The organism is Pontibacter diazotrophicus (assembly GCF_003367245.1).
Taxonomy (GTDB): Bacteria; Bacteroidota; Bacteroidia; order Cytophagales; family Hymenobacteraceae; genus Pontibacter; species Pontibacter diazotrophicus.
In genome coordinates this window covers 1-18,810 of sequence record NZ_QRGR01000031.1, presented here as the reverse complement: position 1 = coordinate 18,810, position 18,810 = coordinate 1, and the positions used below count along the sequence as shown (strand labels likewise).

9 protein-coding genes are annotated in these 18,810 nt (G+C 48.4%); 2 read left to right on the top strand and 7 right to left on the bottom strand.

Annotated features, from left to right (window positions below; all coding sequences use genetic code 11):
• Positions 1-547: 547 nt before the first annotated feature.
• The gene (locus DXT99_RS21965) at positions 548-907 is read left to right on the top strand and encodes a DUF983 domain-containing protein (RefSeq protein WP_246000942.1); all 360 of its coding nucleotides are present in this window, start codon (positions 548-550) and stop codon (positions 905-907) included.
• 182 nt (positions 908-1,089) lie between these two features.
• On the opposite strand, the gene DXT99_RS21960 is transcribed toward DXT99_RS21965, so the two are convergent.
• The 7 genes from DXT99_RS21960 to DXT99_RS21930 form a co-directional block, all read right to left on the bottom strand.
• Positions 1,090-2,517, bottom strand: coding sequence for an APC family permease (locus tag DXT99_RS21960; RefSeq protein WP_115567749.1), 1,428 nt, complete (start codon positions 2,515-2,517; stop codon positions 1,090-1,092).
• Positions 2,518-3,348: 831 nt separating this feature from the next.
• Entirely contained in the window at positions 3,349-3,984 is a 636-nt protein-coding gene (locus DXT99_RS21955; protein ID WP_115567748.1) for a TlpA family protein disulfide reductase, read from the bottom strand.
• Between the two features lie 111 nt (positions 3,985-4,095).
• Positions 4,096-4,938, bottom strand: coding sequence for a sulfite exporter TauE/SafE family protein (locus tag DXT99_RS21950; RefSeq protein ID WP_115567747.1), 843 nt, complete (start codon positions 4,936-4,938; stop codon positions 4,096-4,098).
• A 157-nt stretch (positions 4,939-5,095) separates the two neighbouring features.
• The gene (locus tag DXT99_RS21945) at positions 5,096-5,509 is read right to left on the bottom strand and encodes a DUF6691 family protein (protein WP_115567746.1); all 414 of its coding nucleotides are present in this window, start codon (positions 5,507-5,509) and stop codon (positions 5,096-5,098) included.
• A gap of 12 nt (positions 5,510-5,521) precedes the next feature.
• A complete protein-coding gene (locus tag DXT99_RS21940) occupies positions 5,522-6,193 on the bottom strand; it encodes a YeeE/YedE family protein (RefSeq protein WP_262511376.1) in 672 nt (223 codons plus the stop codon).
• Between the two features lie 130 nt (positions 6,194-6,323).
• Positions 6,324-7,664, bottom strand: coding sequence for an MBL fold metallo-hydrolase (locus tag DXT99_RS21935; protein ID WP_115567745.1), 1,341 nt, complete (start codon positions 7,662-7,664; stop codon positions 6,324-6,326).
• A gap of 238 nt (positions 7,665-7,902) precedes the next feature.
• Positions 7,903-8,553 carry a Crp/Fnr family transcriptional regulator gene (locus DXT99_RS21930; protein WP_115567744.1) on the bottom strand — a complete coding sequence of 217 codons (651 nt, stop codon included), beginning with the start codon at positions 8,551-8,553 and terminating at the stop codon, positions 7,903-7,905.
• A gap of 806 nt (positions 8,554-9,359) precedes the next feature.
• Between DXT99_RS21930 and DXT99_RS21925 the strand changes: the two genes are divergently transcribed.
• On the top strand, positions 9,360-18,810 hold a 9,451-nt coding region (locus DXT99_RS21925), incomplete at its 3' end, for a non-ribosomal peptide synthetase (protein WP_115567743.1).

Genomic DNA, 18,810 nt, shown 5'->3' with positions numbered 1-18,810 from the left:
CGGGAAATCAAATAAAATAAAGTTCGCCGAACCTCTATATTGTATGACCACCAGCGCTCACTGCCATAGTCTAAATATAGCAAAAAAAGGGAGACGCTGCTACAGGAAAACAGAATCACAATTTTCAGCGACAAGCTGTAAAACAAAAGTTTTGCATTGAGAACCAGGAAGATGAGTAAGAAGTGGTTTGTATAGCAAAGACCAGAAGAAGGGGGTACACAGCTTTGGATTTTGGTGTACACTTTTTAAAAGGCTTCGAGGTTATGATTTGGTTAGATAGACAAACTTTTCAGCCACCAATGTGGAGGCGGTCTTGATTTCAAATTTTTGTTTTACAAGGCCTTTTAGTCTCCCTGATTGGAAATCAAAAATGTGCTTATATGAGCTATCTATAGTAATCCGAATTTATATAATTTATAATAAAAGCATTGTAAATTGAAGCCTTAGTCCCGTATACAGGGCAAAATGCTTCGTATCTGAATTGTGTGAGTAAGTAAATTTTAGTGAAATGAGCCAGAGACATTCTTTATTATATAGCATTGCAGCAGTGAAGTGCCCCAGATGCCGGGAAGGGAATATGTTTCCGGAAGGCACCTTGTACAGCACTAAATTTGCGAACATGCACGAGTACTGCCCTTGCTGCGGACAGTCTTTTGAGCCGGAGCCAGGATATTACTATGGAGCCATGTACGTTAGCTTCGGCTTTAATGTGGCTATCTTTTTAGTCACGCTGGCAATCCTTTATCAGTTTGTGGAGGAAGTAACCATGGCTATGATGATGGGCGTTGTAGCCGTTGTTGTTATAGGTTTTCTACCAATCATCTTCAGGCTGTCCAGGGCGCTGTGGATCAATATTTTTATCAGGTACGAAGGACCCTGTAGTCAAATCCCGAAGAAAGTGCATTAATAGTAAGTCTTCTATCTCCAGAAGACATAGATGAATCTATAATGAAGCGCTTGGATAAACATTTCCTGAAGGCGCCTGATGTTATGCGGGTGGAGTAGAGAAAATGAAATCAGGTTAATGGCCATGTCATCAAATGAAGCCTGTAAGAAGCGTGTATTTTCCTAGGACATTCAGAGTTAGGTTTAAGAAACAACCTTCTCATTCGTTGGAACCTGGGCTCTTTCCCTTCTCTTTTTGTTGAACCACCAGTACATCGGTATGCCGGTAAGCATCAGCACCATCCCGATCGACGCTTCACGCGGACGCACTAAAATCGTGTTAAAGAACAGGGCAGCACAGAAAAGTATCATAATAGCAGGAACCACCGGGTAACCCCATACCTTGTAAGGGCGGTGCGCATGCGGCATTTTCTTTCTTAGAATAAATACGCCTAGCGTAGTGGCCCCATAAAAGATGAATACTGCAAAAATGATCATGTCTGTCAGCTGGTCGAATGTGCCGGAGAGCACCAGCAGGCAAGCCCAGATACACTGGTAGCGAAGTGAACTGGCCGGTGCCTGCTCCTGGTTCAGCTCTGCTGCTTTAGGAAAGAAGAGACCCTCCCTGGCCATGGCATAATAGGTGCGGCAGCTTGCAAGAATCGTGGCATTGGTGCAGCCCAGGGTGGTAACGAGGATAAGCACAGAAATGAATACTGCACCACCATACCCCCAGAAGCTTCTGATAGCCTCCACGGCCGCAATCTGGTTTCCTGCCTCATGAACCTGCTCCAGAACTGAAACAGGCAATAAAGAAAGGTAGGTCATGTTCACCAGCAAATAAATAACAACAACCGTGAACACGCCAATGGTGATGCCCCGCGGGATATTGCGATGGGCGTCTTTTATCTCCCCACCAACATAGCCGATGGCCGCCCAGCCCTGGTAAGCCCAGAACGCAGACAGCATGGCCGCGAAAACAGCGCTGAAGGTAACGGGGGTAGGGGAAGTTGTTGCCAGTTCAAAGTTTCGTCCTATCTCGGCCTGGCTGTTGCCAAGCCCGAAAAAGACAATAACGCCTATGCCTGCAAATACCAGCAGCAGAATAGCGGTGCTAAGTCCTGCCCCGGATTTAATCCCTCTCATGTTCACCCAGGTCAGCACAACAATAAGGAGAATGGCCGTAAGCTTTACACTCAGATCAGCGAACGGAAAAAAAACGCCACCAATGGAGAAATCTGCCAGGGAACCCAGAAGCTGCGGCAGGGGAAGAATGCTGTTGAGAGACTGCGCAAAAACATAGGCCAGCGAAGAAATGGCCGCTGTCTGAATAACGGTAAACAAGGACCACCCGAAAATAAAGGCAAAGAAGCGATTGTAAATCTTCTTGTAATAAGCATACTCCCCGCCCGTGTCTGCCAGCAGACCCGCCACCTCCGCATTACTTAATGCCCCGAACAAAGTAATTATACCTCCCAGCACCCAGCAGATAAGTACCCATCCCGGTGACTGGAGTTCTGCTGCCATAGGAGCCACTTTCTTGTACACACCGGACCCTATAATGTTCCCGATAACAACCACAATGACAAGGCGCAGGCCCAGTGTTCGGTTGAGTTGGCTATTTTTATCCATACAATATCTCTTTTACCGGATGCCTTGACAGCTATATAAAACGGTATTAAGATATGCTGGAAACTCCTGATATCATATACAAGCGGCTGATAATTATTCCTGGCCTAACCAGCAAGATAAACTGGCTTTCTGGCTATTAGAGCAGCTTAAGCTTTCTGGCTTAAGAGGCATGGTAGTAGTGGGCAAGTTGATGAGGGACTGGTTTTTCATTTGCTTCATCTTGCTCTGCGCCCGGTATGTATGGAGGTTATTTGTCAGTGTGTTAATTGAAGTGAGCAATTTCATGCAGGCGGGCCGAGCAGAGGACTTTGGGGCATGTCTTCAGCAGCTTACTTTCTTATAATGAGTAACTGACGTTACCCAGAAGTCCCAGCGGGAAGACCTGTTGATAGAAAAAGATTTTCTCTAATCTTTAGCTCCAGAGGAGCGACCTGTTGGGGATATGTTTACAGGCCACTCCGCTGGAGCTAAGGGCAGTTTCTAACCGTCAGGCAATCTACAGGTTAAAGCAAACTATAATTTGGTGTTGCGTAACCTCAGTGAGTAATTCTCTTATGTTTCAATTTTGCTCCACTACTTCCGCTTTTCTCATCAATGCTTTTGCCAGAATAACCACTGTCATCAATTTTCGAAAACAGACAGCATCAAATTTTCTCGGAGGCCCTTGGCTCAAAAATTCCTTGAGAAGCTATGGCGCATAGTTCAGTTGAAGTGGTAAAATTGCTGTCTCCCAAAAAACTAAACCTGATTACATCAAATTCTAATGAAGGCAAGCGGGTAGGTTTTAAATGTGGGCATTAGCATTTCTTTTACTGTGAGCCTTAGAGCCTTTTATTCCTTAACCATACTTTGCAGAAAATCCCGCACTTCTTTTGTGTCGTATTCAGCCATGCCTTCTTGTTTGGCTACAATCTTGCCTTCAGGCGAAATGATGAAGGTGGTTGGGATGGCGTTCGAGTGAAACTCCTGCGGGAACTGACTAGCTGGCATATACACCGGGAAAGTATAGCCTTTCTTGTCTATGAATTTTTTTACCTTCTCTGTGCCGCCCTCATCTACCGAAAGCATGACAAAAGCTATCTTGTCGGAGTCTATCTTCTCGTACAGGCTCTGAATATTTGGCATTTCGGCTATACAAGGCGGGCACCAGGTCGCCCAGATGTTCATGAAAACAACTTTCCCTCTCAGGCTCTCAAAAGGCACTGCTTTCCCGTCCAGACTTACCAGTTGGAAACCGGCTCCTACCATATCCGCTGAACCGGAAGCAGCGGACTCTCCTGCATCATGATAGTTCACAGCCGCCGCAGGTTCAGGTACATCCGCTTTCATGACGCCTGTTGCCAATAGCAATCGCTGTACCTGCCCGATGGCTTCTGTATGCAAACCAGCTATGTAAAGTCCTCCAAATAAGACTAGTATGATAGCCCAGCCCGGTATATCTTTAAGTGATAGTTTATTCTTCTGCATGCGTTGGGTTCCTCTGATAATTTATAAAGGTACAGCTATTAAATAACAGCCTGAAAAAGGGGGGCATTTGAGTTTTTTTATGCGTGATTCACAAAGTCTGGGAAGCCTGTTTTAGAAGAATATTTCTTTCCCGATGATATAAATACCCATCACCAGCACAAACCACCCAAAGGCTGTCCTAAGCTTGTCCGCCTGAATTTTGGTAGATAGGAAAGACCCCAGAAAGATACCCGCAATAGACAGAAGCGAGAAAAAGCCCAGAAAGGACCAGTCTACTTCGTAATTATAGATATCCCCAATAAAGCCGAACAGTGATTTCACAGCAATAATCAGCAGCGAAGTACCTACAGCCATCTTCATGTCCAGCTTGCTAAACAGCACCAGCGCCGGTATGATCAGGAAACCGCCACCTGCTCCCACCAGGCCGGTTAATGTACCCACCACGGCACCTTCGGCCAGAATGCCGCCGTAGTTGAACTTTTGATTTTGGTCTTTTGGCTGTTCGTGCTCATCCAGTATGTCACGGCCCATGTTCTCGTCAGCAGTGCCACCTGGCTTATGCTTTTGCCTGATCATGCTGATGGAGGCGAAGACCATCAGGCTTGCAAAGAGCAGCATGAGCAGGATACCTTTAGTTACTTCAAAGCCGCCAATGGTAAAGATGCTGTCCGGAATGGCCGGTACTATGTAGCGCCGCGTAGTATAAACTGCCACAATAGAAGGGATTCCGAAAACAAGCGCTGTCTTAAGGCTCACCAAACCCTTTTTGTAAAACTGATAGCTCCCTACCAGGCTGGTGAGTCCCACAATAAAAAGAGAGTAGGCTGTTGAGATGACAGGGCTAAAGCCCAGCAGGTAAACCAGTGCCGGTACCGTTAAAATAGAGCCACCCCCGCCGATGAGCCCCAATGAAAGCCCGATAACTAGGGCCGCGATGTATCCGATTAATTCCATTTATGTGTTGCCATAGTTTATACTACAAAGCTAGTGTAGCATTTAGGCGGGTACAGTGACAAATATCACACAGGAAAGCGAAGCTAAAGGGGCTCATAATAGCTACCTGCGTTAATCAAAACGAACATAGAACATTCAGTTAAAGCACAGGCTTCCCCTAATGAGGAAGCCTGTTTTTGACGACACCATATGTAAGTGTTCCCAGAATAGCACTTAAGAGAACGACCAGAATAACGCTGTATCCAGTCCCTAGCAGCGTGTAAATCGGACCGGGGCAGGCGCCCGTCATGGCCCATCCTAAGCCAAAGATGGTGCCGCCAAAAAGGTAGCGCGGAATACTCATGTTCTTAGCGGTGAAGGAAATTGGCATACCTTCTGTTGATTTGAACTTGTATTTCTTAATGAGAGCAACGCTGATGATGCCCAGTATGACGGCCGACCCAATGATACCGTACATGTGGAAGGCATCGAAGCGGAACATTTCGTAGATCCTGTACCAGGAAATAGCCTGTGATTTGGTCATGATAATCCCAAACAAGGTGCCGATAGATAAATAAGTGAAATATTTCATAATATCTAATTATTAAAGGGTTAAAATGACAGGCAGCAGCAGATAGGTCATAATAAGACCGCCGATAAAGAAGCCGATAACGGCAATCAGCGATGGCAGCTGCAGGTTACTCAGTCCGCTGATGGCGTGTCCTGAAGTACACCCCCCCGCATAGCGTGCTCCGAAACCAATGAGAAACCCTCCGAATACCAGCATCACGAATCCTCTCAAAGTAAAGAGGCTATCCCAGCTAAAGATTTCCTCCGGCAGGTAATTTGCCCCGGGGTTGCTGATGCCCAGTTCCTGCAGCTTCACGACGGTGTCCTGTGCCAGCGGAATCGGCTCAGGCTGCTGTAGCCAGGTGGAGGCAATAAACCCTCCGATAACTGCACCAAGAACGAAAACAAGGTTCCATACCTGCTTTCTCCAGTCAAAGTCAAAGAAGTCACTTACTTTACCACCGCCTCCAATGGCGCAGGTTGTCCGTAAAGTGTCTGATACACCGAAGCTTTTGCCTGCAAACAGCAGTAACAGCATGGTAAGGGTGATCAAGGGGCCCGCCACATACCAGGGCCACGGCTGGCTCATCCATTCTATTATTCTTTCCATTCTCTGATTCACGTTTTTTGTATGCTCAGTTTTTGTCCCGCTACCTGATATATAAAGCAGACAGCTTATAAACTGATGCAAAATTAAAGTATACACGCCGTCGCCACTGTGACTTTCATCACACAGGAACAATGCATGCTAAAGGAGCGAAGAGTTTATATTTGGTACTACATTCTTGCAGGACCTGTAAAGAAGATGCAAAATTCAAAAGCGCCTCTTTAACTCCTTATTTACCCTTTAGTTCTGTCACTGCTTCACTCATGTCCAAAACTTCAACAGGAAGCAGCCCCTCCAGTATGCTGCTGCCAGCTGCCGAACGGTAGCCTCCGGCACAATGCACCACAACGGGTTTATCCGTCGGAATCTCGCAGGCTCTTTCCCTTAGCTCTGGTAAAGGTATGGTAATGGCCTGGTCAAAGAATTTTCCGGCCTTGGTCTCACTGCTGTTGCGTATATCAACGATTGTGAAATCATTTTCCCTGGCTCTAAACTTTTCTGCGTCAAAAGCCTTACTCTCTTCACCATCTTCTTTATCATATAAAAAGGCTCCTGCCATATTAAGCTCATAGCCTATTTTGGCTGCTTTTCGGATAAGCTCTTGCAGGGATTCTTCTGATGCTGCTACCAAATAGAACTTTTCATCCGGACCAACAATGCTTCCCAGCCACGTCTCAAACTTATTGCCGTTTTGGATGTTGATGGCTCCTTTCAGATGCCCTTTCTTAAATTGTTCCTGGGGGCGGGCGTCCACTATCACAACAGCCTTTTTCGGCGCAGCATTTTTATCTAATCTCTTTACACCCTTCAGTGATTGCTGGCAGGCAGGTGCTCCTTTCTTATTGAGGCCCACATCATAACCAAAGTATTTGGGCATAAAAGGTTGGTCCTCGATAATCAGCCTCACAAATGCGTTCTCACTCATTGGCTGCAGGGCATAGTTGGTGGCTTTCTCGGTACCGATGGTACTGCTGTTAGCTTCGCTCAGGCCTTTGCCGCAGAGGGTACCCGCTCCATGTGCCGGGTATACCAGCACGTCATCATGCAGCTTCATCAGTTTTTCACGGGTGCTATGATACATCTGACGGGCCAGCTCCTCCCTTTGCGCAGTAATGTTTCCAGCACTTTCTCTTAAATCCGGCCGGCCCACGTCACTAATAAAGAGTGTGTCCCCTGTAAACACGGCTACATCTTCTCCGCCGTGCTCCAGCACAATGCTGATGCCGTCAGGGGAGTGGCCCGGTGTGTGCAGCGACCGGAGTTTAATTTCGCCCAACTGCAGTACAGCGCCTTCGTCAAAAGTTTGGTGCGGGTAGTCTGCCCCCACCATGCTATGGGTATATATAGTGGCCCCGGTTTCCTCATGGATTTCCAGGTGCGAACTCACAAAGTCAGCGTGTGGGTGCGTTTCTATCACCCCTACAATTTTAGCGTCATTTTCTTGAGCATAAGTATAGTATGGCTGTGGATCACGGGCAGGGTCAATCAATACAATCTCCCTGTTTTCCTCACTTAGTATAGCGTAGGAGTAGTGGGCCAGCCCTTTGTCTTCAAATTGCTTCGTCTTCATGTTTTTTGCTTTTCCTTAAACTTATGATACAAAGATAGGCACGTCATAAAGAAAAGTCTGTGACTCTTGTCACATTGGCTTCCCCTGGTAGAAGAATGCGAGGGAAGGAATCAGTGAAAGGATTGATGAAGACTTGTGGGATGCTCTTTATCTTCTATATAAGTAAAAGGGGGAGCCGTTCTATAGAAGTTAGAGGAAGTGAAAGGAGTGACAATCTTTAAAAATATATAGCTGGCATTTACCGGTCTATGTCTTCAAGTAACCCAGCCAAATTATCACGCACGTAAACTCTGTTCCTTTCCAACTCAACCAGTTTTCTTTTCTCCAGTTGCTTGAGAAGCCTGGATATAACTTCTCTGGAGGTCCCCAGTTCACTGGCTATTTGCTGATGAGTCATCGTGAGTTCGAGTGTGTTCAACTGCTTCGACTTTACAATCAAATACTTCAGCAAGCGTTCATCCATCCTTTTAAATGCGATATCATCAATCGCCTTCAGCATTTCCTGAAAGCGCTTTTGGTAAGTCATCGCAACAAAGTCTTTCCACTGGCGAAATTCGTTTGTCCATTCCTCATGCTTCCGGACAGGGACACCTATAACGGTTGTTTTTTCCTCTGCCACCGCTTTTATATCGCTGGGGTCTGAGGTACTGCAACAGGTTAAGGATACGGCACAGGTTTCACCGCTTTCTATGTAGTACAGAAAAAGCTCATGCCCTTCCTCATCTGTACGCATCACTTTTACAGCACCCTCTAGAATGATAGGGACCATCTTGATGTACTGCCCCGGCTCAATGATAGTTTGTCCAGGCTCAAACACCTTGATTTTACCATTTCTTTCGATCTCATCCTGAAGAAGGGGATCTGTGATAAGTGGAAGCTGGATACTCATATACAAAATTAACGATTAGGAAGAGGTGTTGTTCGTCTATCGGGAGAAAAAGGTTTTGTTTTCACGCTAAGTATGCTCTTAAAGGGGCATGTATACAAAAACAATCCGATAATAGTTGGTGCAGTAGCAAAATTGTAAAACATCCTCACATTGATTTTTAGAAGACAACCTAACTAGCTGAGATACATTTATTTTGAAACTGAACTGACGACTCAGGATTTTAAGAATATGTATTATAATAAGATAAAATGTAAAATAATTGTAGCTGGAAGAATTTGAGTTGTGGGCATAACACTAAACGTATTACTTGTTGCTTAATGCACTGGTATACAGAGTGCTGTACATGTGCAATTTTTTATATAAACTATTCGGCCAAGGATTATATCCAGTGGCTTTTATACAACTAGAACGAAGTATTGATTATTATCGATGACTAAACTTTGATTCTTATCACACAGACGATATATTTCTAATATTTAAAATATTGTTTTTTCGATTTCTCCTGAATCTCATAAACGCACTGATGATGGTTTTAATCTTAGATTCTAATGGGTTTACTGCTTAAATTACACCATTCACTAACATTTTTTTTAATGTTATAACTAATCATCTGTTGTGTAGGTAATAAGCAATGATATTTTGAAATAAATCATGTTTTAATATTTAAAAACGCTTTTTCGTTGAATAATTTCGTAATAAAATTTATTTTTTCAATGTATAAAGGGAGCTATTTTCTATTGTTGAATAAGCTTTTATCAAATTGACATGATTGCGTTCTCAGCTGCTCTGTAAACACTACTTTACTTATGGAAACATTGAACTTCTCAAAGAAGGCAGGTCTCTCTTCTGCCCTGGTACAACTGCACCCAGCCCAGCAGGAAATCTATTATGATCAGGTGACAGATTGCGATAGTCCGCATTACAATGTCGGTGGTTACATGGTGCTTAAAGGGCAGCTAAAAAAGGAAGAGTTCAAGGAAGCTTGCAAAAGCCTGCCCACAGTATTCGATGTGCTTAGAATGCAGATTGCATGTACAGATGAAGCTCCTTTCTGCACTTTTTTGCAGGAACATTTTGCCCTTGAAATAGAAGAGCAGGATTTCAGTGATGAAACGGACCCAAAGGTGAAGGCTTTGCACTGGATGCAGGACCGGTTCAATATTGCTTTCGATCTGGAAGGCACGCTGTATGAATTGAGTTTACTCAAAATTTCAGAGGAGGAGCATTGGTTATATGGGCGCTTTCATCACCTGATAACAGATGGTTTTGGATTTGCTGTTCTCGCCCATTATGTTGCCCGAAAATACTCTCACCTGATAAATGCTCCTGCAGACCTCTTCGCGTTTCGGTACGCCAGCTATGAAAAGGAGGTAACAAAAGCCCTGGCCTACCTGGACTCAGATTCTTATCAGAAGGACGGAGCCCATTGGAAAGAGCAATTTACAGAGGTGCCGGATCCTTTGCTAAAAACGCGGATAAATGGGCTAAAGGGGCAGAGTGGAACTTTTGTTAGCGAAATATCAGAAGCTCAGAAAATACTCTTTGAGGCAGCGGCCCTGCAAACCAACACAAGCCTGCAACAACTAACATTAGCAGCTTTAACCATTTACTTTGCCCGGACCGAAAACCGGGAAGACGTTGTTTTCGGAATTCCTGTCCATAACAGAAGAAACAAGCAGCAGCGAAGCACGGTGGGGCTTTTTGCAGGTATGATTCCTTTCAAGGGGCATTACGAACCTACCATGTCTGTAAGCAGCTTACTACAAGCTGTAAAACAACAGCAACGCACCGATTACCGCTACCAAAGTTATCCCATTAGTCACCTGAACAGGGAGTTGAAGCTGATGGCAAAAGGGCGTAATCAGATATTTGATGTAGTCGTGAATTATGCCATGCTGGATTTTGAGGTAGACATGGAAGGGATACAGGCAAATTTATTTGATTTGTCAAGCCAATATGAAAGCCAGCCCATCCAATTCTGGTGGCGGGACTATGGTAAAAACCAGCCTTTACAGTTACGCATCGATTACCACCTTTCCTATTTCACAAAAGAAGAGGCCGAGCTGCTGGGGCAGCGCTTGCTGTTTATCATGGAACAGTTTCCTGCGGCGCTTGAAGAAAGAGTGGCAGACTTAGACATTGTACCGGAAAAAGAGCGGCGGCAGCTGCTGGAAAAATTCAATGCTCCGGCTGCGTTATTCCCCCATAAAGAAACCCTGCTGGACCTCTTCGAGGAGCAGGCCGCCCGCACCCCGGATGCCACTGCGCTAATTTTTGATAAGCAGCAGCTTACCTATCAGCAGCTAGACCAGAAAGCAAACCAGCTAGCCAATTATCTCCAGGCGAAGGGGGTACGGGAGGAATCACTGGTTCCCATCTGCATAGACCGTTCATTTGAAATGATTGTGGGCCTGTTGGGTGTGATGAAAGCGGGAGGTGCCTATGTTCCGATTGACCCCACCTATCCGCAGGAAAGAATCCGCTTTATGCTGGAGGATACGCAGGCAGCGCTTGTGCTGAGCAGCAGTGCCTATGCCGGTTTGTTTGAAGGAGAGGAAGATAAAAAGCTGGTGCTGCTGGATGAGGAATGGGAGCAGATAGCTCAGGAAGTGGCTAGCAAACCTGATACTGCGCTTCAGCCGGATAACCTTGCTTATGTCATCTACACCTCCGGCTCTACAGGAAGGCCAAAAGGCGTACTCATCGAGCATAAAGGCGTGGTGAACCTGGTTAGCCAGCAAACGAAAGAATTCACTATTAAGAGCGACGAAAAAATACTGCAGCTTTCTAATTATGCTTTTGATGCTTCTGTGGAGCAGATATTCCTGGCCCTGTGCAATGGTGCAAGTCTGATACTTGTTTCAAAGGAGTTGCTGCTTAATCCTGATGGTCTGGCACAGTTGCTCACTAAAGAAGGGGTGACGCACATGCATGCTACCCCAAGTTACCTGCAGCAAATGAAGGCAGGTAAATACGGGCATCTGAGAAGAGTAATTGCCGGAGGCGAGGCATGCCCTGTCAGCCTGGCCAGCGAGTGGGGTGCCTTCACCCGTTTTTACAATGAGTACGGGCCAACAGAGACAACGGTAACCTCAACGGAGTATGCCTATTCCTCCTCGTTTGAGGGCTCTGTACTGCCTATCGGCAGGCCGCTTGCTAACACCCCGCACTATGTGCTGGACAAGGCAGGCAGATTGATGCCGCAAGGTGTCGCCGGAGAATTGTGCATCGGCGGTGTGCAGGTGGCAAGGGGCTACCTCAACAGAGAGGAGTTGACTAAGAAGAAGTTTGTGCACGACCCTTTCAGCCAGGAGGCAGGCGCCAGCATGTACCGCACGGGAGATATTGTCAGGTGGCTGGCAGATGGAAACCTGGAGTATCTGGGACGGTTCGATGACCAGGTGAAGGTTCGGGGCTACCGCATTGAGCTGGGCGAGGTGGAGAGTGTACTAAGTCATTGTCAGGGAGTAAAGCAGGCAGTAGTCGTTGCCAAAGAAGATGTTAACGGTAGCAAGCGGCTTATCGGCTATGTGGTAGCCGCCGGAGAGTTTGACAGGGAAGCGCTCATCAGCCAGATGAAAGCCAAACTACCTGACTATATGGTGCCTTCGATTCTGATTGAGTTGAAGGAAATTCCTTTGAACTCAAACGGCAAAATAGACAAGAAAGCCTTGCCAGAGGTGGACGCTTCAGAGACGCTAACCAACAGCTACGTTGCCCCCAGCAACGAGACAGAGGAGAAGCTGGCGGCAATATGGCAGAATCTCCTGCAAGTGGAGCGTGTGGGGATAGAGGACAATTTCTTTGAACTCGGCGGACATTCGTTGCTGGCTACAAGGCTTGTTTCATTGGTGCGCAAAACCCTTCTGTCTGAGCTGCAGATTAAAGACGTGTTTTCTCATCCTACCATAGCAGCGCTTGCAAAACAGGTAACGTCAAAGAAATCATCCAAACTCCTGCCTGCCATCGCGGCTGTCCCTCACAGTGCAGATGATAAATTACCTTTATCCTTTTCACAGGAACGCCTGTGGTTCATCGACCAGTTGGAGGGCAGCAGTCATTACCATCTTCCTGCAGCCTTCAGACTCAGAGGCGATTTAGATGTAAAATCACTTTCCCTTTCCCTCCGGAAGATTGTCCAGCGCCATGAGGTGCTTCGAACTGTGATAAGGCAGGATGTCGGCCGCGCCTATCAGCAGGTACTGGAAGAGGAGTGGCATCTAAGTTATATGGATGAGGTATGCTTTGCGGATGCTGCTGAAATGCGTGCCTTTATTCAGGAGACGGTGCTGCACCCCTTCGACCTGAGTCAGGATTTCATGCTGCGGGCTGTGCTGGTGCGCTTTTCAAAGCAGGATCATTTACTTGTAGTGGTCCTGCATCATATCGCCTCAGATGGCTGGTCTGTGCCCATACTGGTAAATGAACTGACAAGGCTTTATGAGGCAGGTGGAGATTCCGCTGTTGCAGAATTACCTCCTTTAGACGTGCAGTACAGCGACTTTGCTTTGTGGCAGCGCCGTTACCTGCAGGGGGAGGTGCTGGATGAGCAACTCAGCTATTGGAAGGAGAAACTGGAGGGAGTGGCGGCATTAGAGCTTCCTACAGACTATGCCCGTCCGACTGTACAGGCTAAGACCGGAGGAAAGGTTTCTCTTCAACTGGAGCGCAAGGTGGGGGAAGCCCTGGAGACTTTGTCCCGAAAAGAAGGAGTAACCTCTTTTATGAGCCTTCTTTCCGTGATGAAAGTGCTGCTTTACCGTTACAGCGGCCAGGAAGACATTTGCGTAGGAAGCCCCATAGCGGGCCGTCGCCAGGCAGAAGTGGAGCCGCTCATCGGCTTTTTCGTTAACACACTGGCACTGCGCACGCATCTCAGTCCGGAGCTGAGTTTCAGGTCACTACTGCAGGAAGTTAAATCCACAACGCTGGAGGCGTATGCTCACCAGGACGTGCCATTTGAGAAAGTGGTGGAAACTGTTGGAGTAGCCAGAGACCTGAGCCGTACACCGCTGTTCCAGGTAATGTTTACGTTGCAGAACACAAGTACTGTCTCAGCACTCAAATTAGGAGAAGTAAGCTTAACAGAAGAGGAGCTCGAAAGCGCAACAGCTAAGTTTGACCTTAGCGTGACGGTCTCCATGACTTCGGAGGGTATAGCTATAACAGTTGAGTACTGTAAAGATCTATTCAGAGCGTCGACTGTAAAGCGCATGCTGGGGCACTACCAGCAACTGCTCTTACAGGTGCTGAAGCAGCCGGAGTTAAGCCTGTCGGAGCTGGAGCTGTTAACGCAGGACGAGCGTGTTGAGCTTGTTGAGGCCTTCAACCCTTCCGCAGTGGCTTACCCAGGAGACAAAACGCTGGTAGAGCTTTTCGAGGAGCAGGCGGCAAAAACACCAGAGGCTCCTGCTGTATCCTTTGGAGAAGAGCAGCTGACGTACGGGGAGCTGAACGCCAGGGCAAACCAGCTGGCGCACTACCTGCAGAAAAGAGGAGTAAAGCAGGAGACGCTGGTGCCTGTCTGCCTCGACCGCTCTGTAGCGCTTGTCACAGCCCAACTGGGCATCCTGAAGGCAGGCGGTGCCTACGTGCCGGTTGACCCGAGCTACCCCCAGGAGCGCATCCGCTTCATGCTGGAGGACACCGATGCCTCCCTTGTGCTGAGCGGCAGTGCCTATAAAGGATTGTTGGATGGAGAAGAGAGAGAGTTGGTGCTGCTGGATTCTGATTGGGACAAGATAGCGAAAGAATCATCAGAGAAACCTGATGTAAAGTTGCAGCCCTCGAACCTTGCCTACGTGATTTACACCTCGGGTTCTACAGGCAAGCCCAAGGGCGTGCTGGTGGAGCACGGGGGCGTGGTGAACCTGTGCTCCTGGCACATGAAAGAATTCAGCTTAAGCTCCAATAGCAGGTCTACCATGATGGCGGGCGTGGGCTTCGACGCCTCCGCCTGGGAGGTGTGGCCGGTGCTTGTCTCCGGCGCCAGCCTCTACATCGTGGAGGACGAGCAGCGCCTGGAGGCAGAGAGGCTGCTGGCTTTCTACAATGAGAGGGGCATCACCCACAGCTTCGTTCCCACCGCCCTGGTGGACGGGCTGGTGAGGCAGGAGCAGCCACAGGGGCTGGCCCTTGAGTACGTGGTGACGGGAGGGGACCAGCTTCGCTCCATCGACACTTCTCACCTCTCTTACAGGCTGGTCAACAACTACGGCCCAACGGAGAACACGGTGGTGGCCACCTCCTACACACTGCCTGCCGCCCGGCAGCAGGGGCTTCCTCCAATCGGCAAGCCCATCAGCAACACCAGCGCCTACGTGCTGGACAAGTCCGGCAGGCTGGTGCCGCAGGGCGTGGCCGGGGAGCTGTGCATCGGGGGCGTGCAGGTGGCAAGGGGCTACCTCAACAGAGAAGAACTGACGCAGGAGAGGTTCGTCAAAGACCCCTTCAGCAAGGAGGCAGGCGCCAGGATGTACCGGACAGGAGACTTGGTAAGGTGGCTCTCTGACAGTAACCTGGAGTACCTGGGGAGGATAGACGACCAGGTGAAGATACGCGGCTACCGCATCGAGCTGGGCGAGGTGGAGAGCGTGCTGAGCCAGTGCCGGGGAGTGCAGCAGGCGGTAGTGGTTGCCAAGGCAGATGCCAACGGCAACAAGCGCCTCATCGGGTATGCAGTGGCGGAGGAGTTCGATAGGGAGGCCATCATCAGCCAGATGAAGGCAAAGCTTCCGGAGTACATGGTGCCGTCCCTGCTGGTGGAGCTGGAGGAGATTCCGCTTACAGCCAACGGCAAGGTGAACAAGAAGGCACTGCCGGAGGTGGACGCAGGCGAGGCGCTGGCAAACAGCTACGTTGCGCCACGAACAGAGACCGAGGAGAAGCTGGCGAAGATATGGCAGGAGCTGCTGCAGGTGGAAAGAGTGGGCGTGGAAGACAACTTCTTCGAGTTGGGCGGAGACTCCATTGTTACCATACAGCTGGTGAGCCGGGCAAAGTTAGCAGGCTTCTCTTTCCAGCCGCGGGACGTGTTCGAGCACCAGACAGTGGCTTCTCTTGCTGCAGTGGCACTAACAGCGGCGCAGATACAGGCAGAACAGGGAGAGTTAACAGGCGAGGCAGGTTTACTGCCGATACAGCAGTGGTTCTTTGAGCAGGAGCTTCGGGAGCCGCACCACTTCAACCAGTCCCTTTTACTGAAAGTAGACAAGGCCCTTTCTTCAGATCAGCTAAGCCAGGCGCTAACGGCGCTGATAGAGCAGCATGATGCCTTACGTTTCGCTTACCATCAGAAGAAGGAGAAGTGGCGTCAGGTATATAGTAAGTATGCGCCTGAGTTGGGGAAGGTGGATACCATCAGTTTAAAAGACTTGTCCGGAAGTGCCCTCAAAACGGGCATCACAACAGTATGCGATGCCTATCAGCAGAGCCTGAATCTGGAGAAAGGAGAAATAACTAAGGCAGCGCTGCTGCAAACTCCTGAAGAAGAAAAAGAAAATCGGCTGCTCCTTGTGATACACCACCTGGCAGTGGATGGCGTTTCCTGGCGCATATTGCTGGAAGACCTGGAGCAAAGCCTGATGGCCATCAGCCAGAGAAAAGAAATTGACCTGGGAATAAAAGGCAGCTCTTACCGTCAGTGGCAAGGGGTGCTGCAGCAGTATGCGGAAACAAAGGCTGTACGGCAGTTGACCTATTGGCAGAAATTTGCAAAAGCGGAATTCAAACTACCAATAGATAAAGCGCATGCTGAACCCTCCTTTGTTGCGGACCAGCAGTGCTACAGCGTTTCATTAAATGAGTCTCTGACGCAGGCTTTATTGACGGAAGTACAGCAGGCTTATCATACACAGATAAATGATATACTGTTGGCTGCCCTGGCAAAAACTATCAGCAGCTGGATAAATCAGTCTGAGATAGTCATCGGTTTGGAGGGCCACGGCAGAGAGGATATCAGTTCAGAAGTGGATATCAGTCATACAGTGGGCTGGTTCACCAACTTGTATCCTGTGCTGCTTTCTCTGAAAGAAGAGCAATCAGCCTCAGGTGTGATCCAATCGGTGAAAGAGCAGTTGCGCCAGTTGCCGGATAAAGGGCTTGGCTTTGGAGCCCTGCGCTACCTGCACCCGGATAAAACGATACGTCAGAGCCTGTCAGGCCAGACATACGAAATTGTGTTCAATTACTTAGGTCAGTTAGACAATGCTTTAAAAGGGAGCCGGCATTTTACCTGGGCAGAAGAACTGACAGGGGCATCTGTTAGCCAGAAGAACCAATTAGGTAGCAAGCTGGATATTGGTGCATCCGTTGTGCAGGGGCAGCTAAGCCTGGAGTGGCGCTACTCCACAAAAGAATATGAAGCTGATACCATAGCATCCTTAGCAAAAGCGTATTTGCAGAACCTCACCAGTCTTATCACGCACTGCCAGCAAAAGGACTTCCCGCTATACACGCCATCGGATTGTGGTTTAACAGGGAAAGTAGGTTATCAGGAGCTGGAAGGATTCCTGCAAAAAGAATACGGAAGCAAGCCGCTTCATGAGCAGGTTAGCAGCGTGTATGGCCTGAGCCCGCTGCAGGAAGGTTTATTGTTCCATAGCCTGTATGATAAGGACTCCCTGTCTTACATCGAGCAGATGAGCTGCAGGTTTGAAAAACTGCATGTAGATAAGTTCAGAACCACCTGGGAGTATCTGTTACAAAAGCACAGCATCCTGCGAAGCTCTTTTCACCAGGACCTGAGCGTGCCGGTGCAGTGTGTACACAACACAGTAGAGTTGCCGTTTGAGGTGCTGGACTACCGGCACTTAAGCAATCAGGAACAAAAAGAACAGATTGCTGCTTACCGGGCTGCAGATCAGAAAAAAGGCTTTGACTTTGAACAGGCACCGCTGCTCCGGATTACAATCATTCAACTAACAGATGATGTTTACCAGATGGTTTGGACGTACCACCACCTGCTGCTGGACGGTTGGTCTATGCCGGTGCTGATGCATGAGATGCTTAGCACTTATGAACATCTTTTACAGGAAGAAACGCATGAAACAGGAAATGAAGACCGCTATGAGGACTTCATCCAATACATCCAGAAGAAAGACGAGCAGGAAGCAGAGCAATTCTGGAAGCGCTACCTGTCTGGTGTCGAAGGAACCAGCCTGCTGCCTTTTGTAAATGATAAACAGAACAGGAACAAAGGAGCGGACAAGCTTTACCAGAAAGTGGAGTGGAAGGTGGAAGAGTCCCTGCACCATGCATTGCAGGCATACAGCCAATCGCACCACCTGACACTCAACACGCTGATTCAGGGTGTATGGGCATTCTTAGTATCAAAATATAGTGGCCAGCCGGATGCCTTGTATGGCGTTACAGTTGCGGGAAGACCTGCAGAACTGGCAGGGGCAGAGCAGCGGGTAGGTCTATACATCAATACACTGCCCTTGCGCAGCAGAATAGAAGAAGACAAGGCCGTGCATGCCTGGCTGGAAGAGTTGCAGCAGGCACACATAGAAGCCAGAGATTACGCCTATACACCGCTTAGCACAATACAAAACTGGCAGGGACTGAAGGGAGACTTGTTTGACAGTTTACTTGTATTTGAAAACTACCCTGTAGGCGAGGTGCTCTCACGCCAGTGGCAGCTGAAGGTAAGCGAGGTGGAGGTAGAAGAGCAAACAAATTATCCTTTATCCATTAGCTGCCAGGCAATAGAGCAACTGTCGCTGAATTTCAGTTACAACGCCAGCTTGTTAAGCGAAGAAACAATAGAAAGAATCCGCGGTCACTTTGCAAGCGTGCTACAGCAAATTGTAAGTCAACCGGAGTTAAACCTGTCGGAGCTGGAGCTGTTGACGGCGGAAGAGCGTGCCGAGCTTGTTGAGGCGTTCAACCCTTCCGCAGTAGCCTATCCACAGAACAACACGCTGGTAGGCCTTTTTGAGCAGCAGGCAGCCAAGGCACCTGATGCCGTGGCTGTGAGCTTCGGAGAAGAGCAGCTGACGTACGGGGAGTTGAATGCACGGGCAAACCAGCTGGCGCACTATCTTCAAGAAAGAGGTGTAAAGCAGGAGACGCTGGTGCCAGTCTGCCTGGACCGCTCTGTAGAGCTTGTCACAGCCCAACTGGGGATACTGAAGGCAGGCGGCGCCTACGTGCCGATTGACCCCAGCTACCCCCGGGAGCGCATCCGCTTCATGCTGGAGGACACCCATGCCTCCCTTGTGCTGAGCGGCAGTGCCTATACAGGATTGTTTGAGG